This is a genomic window from Clostridium sp. ATCC BAA-442 (genome assembly GCF_964239415.1).
Classification (GTDB): domain Bacteria; phylum Bacillota; class Clostridia; order Oscillospirales; family Oscillospiraceae; genus Flavonifractor; species Flavonifractor plautii.
In genome coordinates this window covers 36321-41616 of record NZ_CAXSQB010000032.1, presented here as the reverse complement: position 1 = coordinate 41616, position 5296 = coordinate 36321, and the positions used below count along the sequence as shown (strand labels likewise).

Below are 5296 nucleotides of genomic sequence, written 5' to 3'. Positions count from 1 at the left end.
TCTAACAGCTTAGGCAACGATACGAAAAAAGACATGGCTGGCTGCCGTGCCTTTAACCGTAAATCTATTGTAATAGACTGGAATTTATTGTGCCAGATCTAGAGTCTAGAATAGAACGCAACAAATCTTTAAAATAATTTATTGTCTGTAGGAACATGCAGTTACGCAAAAATTTGCAGTTATGCAAGGACGGTACTGGCCGGCTATGTCTTCTAGAGTAGTAGAGAAGCGGGATTAGACATGTGTTTCTGAACGTTTGCGGGTACCAAAGCAGTACTAAATTATTTGGCATGTGAATTGCAATATGAAAGAGCAAAAGGAACCAGAAAACAATAGAAATGATAAGGAGGTTAAAACATTGAATTTTAAAGAGCTTCAAGAGAGAGCTAAGGGAAGAAACTTCGACCAGATCACTGTGGTGAGCCGAGACATATTCCAAGAGCTGGCCAATCTAAGCTTGGTATTTCCCGTTGCCCCTGGGAAGGTACGCACCGAGACGGAACAGAACCATCCTGGATTGACAGTGGGAAAACAGGAAATTACCTATACACAGATGTGCACCACAATATATTACCAGAATACCTCCTTACAGGTGGTGCAGCCGGTGGAGGGAGACACCATCTACCAGCGGTATCTGGACCGGTTTGGCGAGGGTATCTGTTGTGTGCGGGAGCGAATTCCAGGCCAGATGTGGGATACCACTTTAGCCAAGCTTGAGTCCAAGGGAATCAACATTGCTCAACGGATGGAATCGCCCGTCTGCAAGGCAGCCTGGGTGGACCTCACTGATACCCTGGGCATTCTCTTTGAAATCATTACCGGGGAGAGTGAGACGCCTGACCCGAATTATGTGGTGCCCATGCGGATTGCGCAGATCAATATTACCACTCCGGATGTACGTAAAACCATCGAAACCATTACTGATTTGCTGGAGATCGGCCCCTGGGAGGTGGGGTGCCAAAATAGCAAAACTGTAGTGGATCCCGGTTTTCGGGTAGATGGAAGGCTGCAGAATGTGGACTTCTCCTTCCTGGTAGCCATTCTGGTGTGCGGCAACATTGAGTGGGAAGCTATCCAGCCGGTAAAGGGGCCCTTGGTTTACTTTGATTTTCTGAAGGAGCACGGAATTGGCTATCACCACATCCTCCGGGAGATTCCAGAAAAGCAGTGGGAGAGCACCCTTCAGGACTATGAGAGGGCAGGAGTGGAACTGTCCTGCCAGGGAAAGGTGGGGCCGGTAAGCTGGTGTTATATGAATACCAAGGATAAACTGGGCTTCTTCATGGAACTGCGCACGGATTCCGCAATGACCAAACTGCCTGATGGCTATCTGCAATATTTTTACCCGGAACAGACCCGGGACTGAGCCAGGATATATTGTCACTGCTTCAAGGAGGAGGACGAACATGTCCAAGTTTGATATTTACCTGAATACCGAAAAGCCAGCCGTTGTGGAAAAGCTTATTGACGTTTACCCCTTTGCCGGTGTGTGCTGCAATCCCCAGATGGTGGCACGGCTGGGACGGACGGACTTTGCCAACATTGTAAAGGAGCTACGGGCGGCTACCGGTAGCCGCAAGCTCTTCATCCAAACCCCCTCCAATGACTATGACGGGATCATGCGGGATGCGGAAGCGATTCTGAAGATCGCAGGGGAACCCACAATCATTAAGATCCCATCCACTACGGGCGGCATCCGGGCGATGCAGAAGCTCTCTGCGGATGTGGATATCTGTGCTACACAGGTCATGTCTACCCTCCAGGGTATGTGTGCATTGCAGTCCGGTGTGAAATACATCTCCGTGTTTTACTGCTTCATGCTCATGGGCGGAGCTGACGACCACGGCCTGTATGGCGGAGTGGATGCCAAGGCGGTGTTTGCCGCCCTGAACAAGTTTATCCAGGTTTCCGGCAGCCCGGCCCGTATCATGGCCTGTGCCCCCAGAACTCCGGACGAACTGAGCTATCTCATGAGCACGGGCGCTACTTCCGTTGCGCTGGATCCGGAGGATTTTGAGAATTGCTTTAATGCCCGCCTGTTTATAAATTTGAATCAGGATGTGCGGCGCTCTTGGGAAGCGGTGTTCGGCAACGTGGGCGCCGACGAGCTGATTGATTAAGAAAAGGGGAGAAACAACATGGAATTTAAGAAAAATGTACTGGATCGCTTTCGACTGGACGGTAAGACAGCTGTAGTTACGGGTGCGGCGGGCAACATCGGCTATCACACGGCCTTGGCGTTTGCTCAGGCGGGCGCCAATGTAGCCATCGTGGATTTGCCCCAGTGCCTGGAGCGCTCCAAGCAGGTCGCGGAGGAATTTGCCGGCCTCTATGGGGGAAAGGCGGCGGCCTACGGCTGCGATTTGGTGGATGCCAAGGCGGTGGCAGAGATGTTTGACGCCATCGAGAAGGAACTGGGCAGCGTGGATGTGGTTCACAACAATGCGGGCGTGGGCGGGGCGCTTGTCCCCGATCTGGAGGCCTGGGACTCCGAGCATAACATGGATCATCTGGAGCACTGGAAACAGGTGCTCAATATCAACCTGGTGAGCCAGTACATTGTGGCGACCACGGCGGCCAGGGTGATGGTGCGGGAGGGCCATGGAGGCAGCATCATCAACACTGCCTCCCTGACAGGACACATAGTGAATCAGGCTCCCCTTGGACATACCCAAGACGACTCCTCTTACGGTGTGTCCAAGGCGGGGGTGCTCTATTTCACCAAGCATTTTGCCTCCCAGGTGATCCAGTATGGCATCCGGGTCAATTCGGTTTCTCCGGGCTATTGCTACAGCCCCGGGCTCCACGCTGGAATGTCCCAGGAGATGCTGGAGTGCTACCAGAATACCCAGCCCATTATGCGCATGGCCCAGGTGGAGGAGCTCCAGGGAGCGGTGCTCTACCTAGCCAGCGATGCGTCTACTTACACCGTCGGACAGGACATCCTGATCGACGGGGGACATGCCAACTGGTAATTGGAAGGAGAACGTTCTATGGGAATATTTAATCTGCATGGCCGTGTGGCGGTGGTCACCGGTGGTACGGCGGGACTGGGCAGAGGAATGGCCATCGCACTGGCCCGGCAGGGCGCGGATCTGGCTATTCTGGCCAGAAGACCGGATAAGCTGACTGAGACAGCCAGGGAAATCGAGAGCCTGGGGGGGCGGTGCCTCCCGGTTGTGTGCGATATCTCGGACGAGGCCTCGGTTCAGAATGCGGTAGAAACTGTGGTAAACCACTACAAAAAAATGGACATTTTGGTGAACAATGCTGGTAATGGAGGACCTTCCATCCCAACCGTCGATATGCCGCAGGAGATTTTTGACAAAGTGGTAAATCTGGATTTGTGCTCCCTGTTCCGGGTAATGAAGGCATTTGGCAAGGTGATGGTGGAGGCTGGCTATGGACGTATCATTAATATTGCCTCCGCTATGGGAATGGTAGGAAACCTGGGAGTGCCTCTGGCGGGCTATCAGGCCGCCAAGGGCGGAGTGATCAACTTAACCAGGGCCGCCGCCGCCGAGTGGGCCACCCAGGGGGTGACGGTAAACAATATCTGCCCTGGCATGTTCCCTTCTGAGTCTAACGGTGCTGATTTGATAGAAGAGTCCCAGGCATTTATCAAGCGTATGACTCCCATGCAGCGGGCCGGCACGCCAACGGATCTGAACACCGTAGGCGATATGGATGCCGCAGTGGTGTTCCTGGCCAGCGAGGAGTCCCGGTATATTACCGGTATCACCCTGCCCTGCGACGGCGGGTGGACTTGCGTGTAGTTGAAGACAGGCAATCAAAACAAGAGCCAGACATCTTGTTTTGAAATGAGCGGGAAAAGGCATGGAACGATCAGCGCCCCCTGTTGCAGGTAGACCTATCTGCAACGGGGGGCGCTGATATGTAAGTAGAGCAAAATTGCAATGCAGAAAAAAGGGGATAACAAAAGGCTGAGGAGTGCGGATACAGCATGCTCGAGCTTATATACAACAAAAGACGGCCCTTACCGGAACATGTCCCTTGCCGATGTTCTTGGAGCGGTGATTTCACTTACGGACGAGATAATACGCAGTCAGGGCTTACAACGACAGTAGAACAGCAGGCTAAGCACACCGCTGAGGATCACAGCCAGGCCGGACAAGGCAATGGACACATGGAAACCACAGAACTGGATAGAGATCCCCCACAGGAGAGTGCCGAGCCCAACCCCCAAGTCGCCTGCCATCAACATGGTACTGTTGGCGGTACCGCGGTGATTTTGGGGGACATTGTCTACCGCCAGAAGGGTAAGAATGGGGAAGGAAAAGCCCTGAGCCATGCCGAAGCCGACGCCGCCCAGGTAGAAGGTCGCCTGACTGGGTACCAGTGCGATCAGAGCGATGAGGGCTCCGCTGAGCACCATGGCGATGGACAGTAGAGTTCGGTGGCCCAAGGCCCTGAGCAGCCGGCCGGAGGCCAGGTTGCTGACGGTCATGGACAGGGCCGCGACGACCATAAAGAAGCTGGGATTGGCATAGCCCTGGAGGACGGCGTAGGTGAAGATAAAAATATTGCAGCAGGACACCCCCAGCATAACGAAGAACTCAATAACGGCAGGGCGTGCCGCGGCGGGATACAAAAACTTCCGCAGGCCGTGGAGCGGATTGACCTCCTGGGGTTCCCGGACAACAGGCGGCCTGCCTTCCTCATACCGGCACAGAAAGGCCAGTATGGCGCCCAGCACGCCGAAGGCAAAGGAAAAGTAAAAAATACGGTCATAGGTGCCGCCGCTGCCTAAAATTTCGATCAGCCAGCCGGCCACAGCAATCGCTAGAGCGGTAGAAACCCAAAAGATGCCTACCCCCAGGCTGCTTTTCTCCCGAGGGGTTACATCTATAGTGGCAGTGGACGAACCCGCCTGCCCAATGGAAAAACCCGCCCCATGAAGTCCACGGAAGAGGAGCATCAGGGGGGCAAAGGGGAGGAGCAGGAAGAGCAGGGAGGCGATGCCCATCAGCAGAGGGCCCAGGATCATGATGACTCTGCGGCCGAACCGATCCATCAGATAGCCTCCAGTAGTACGGGCCAGAATACCAAATAGGGCGAAGGGCAAGCCGAGCAGACCGGCGAAGGAGGTAGAGAAGCCACGGCTGGCGAAAAAAAGCGGGATGCCAGAACACATCAGGTTCTGAATTAGCATCAGACACAGCATGCTGAACCAGATAAGAATAAAATATCGGTTAAACAGTTTCTCTTGCATCGAAAAGGCTCTCCCTATGTGGTAAATGTGTCAGTATGGAGGAAACGGGGGGCGGCATAGCCG

General features: G+C 53.9%; 5 protein-coding genes. 4 read left to right on the top strand and 1 reads right to left on the bottom strand.

All coding sequences use genetic code 11. The features are described from left to right. Positions 1-304: 304 nt before the first annotated feature. The 4 genes from ACESY8_RS13400 to ACESY8_RS13385 are packed head-to-tail and all read left to right on the top strand — an operon-like array spanning position 305 to position 3776. A complete protein-coding gene (locus tag ACESY8_RS13400; protein WP_204682081.1) occupies positions 305-1366 on the top strand; it encodes a VOC family protein in 1062 nt (353 codons plus the stop codon). Positions 1367-1406: 40 nt separating this feature from the next. After that, the gene (locus ACESY8_RS13395; RefSeq protein WP_024723440.1) at positions 1407-2120 is read left to right on the top strand and encodes a transaldolase family protein; all 714 of its coding nucleotides are present in this window, start codon (positions 1407-1409) and stop codon (positions 2118-2120) included. 18 nt (positions 2121-2138) lie between these two features. Further along, positions 2139-2975 (top strand): SDR family oxidoreductase, encoded by an 837-nt coding sequence (locus tag ACESY8_RS13390; protein ID WP_044941756.1) that lies wholly within the window; start codon positions 2139-2141, stop codon positions 2973-2975. An 18-nt stretch (positions 2976-2993) separates the two neighbouring features. Next, positions 2994-3776: an SDR family NAD(P)-dependent oxidoreductase gene (locus tag ACESY8_RS13385; RefSeq protein WP_207753765.1), complete on the top strand. Its 783-nt coding sequence runs from the start codon at positions 2994-2996 to the stop codon at positions 3774-3776. Positions 3777-4066: 290 nt separating this feature from the next. Here ACESY8_RS13385 and ACESY8_RS13380 read toward each other — a convergent pair whose 3' ends face one another. After that, positions 4067-5233: an MFS transporter gene (locus tag ACESY8_RS13380; protein ID WP_087360759.1), complete on the bottom strand. Its 1167-nt coding sequence runs from the start codon at positions 5231-5233 to the stop codon at positions 4067-4069. Between the last annotated feature and the right edge of the window lie 63 nt (positions 5234-5296).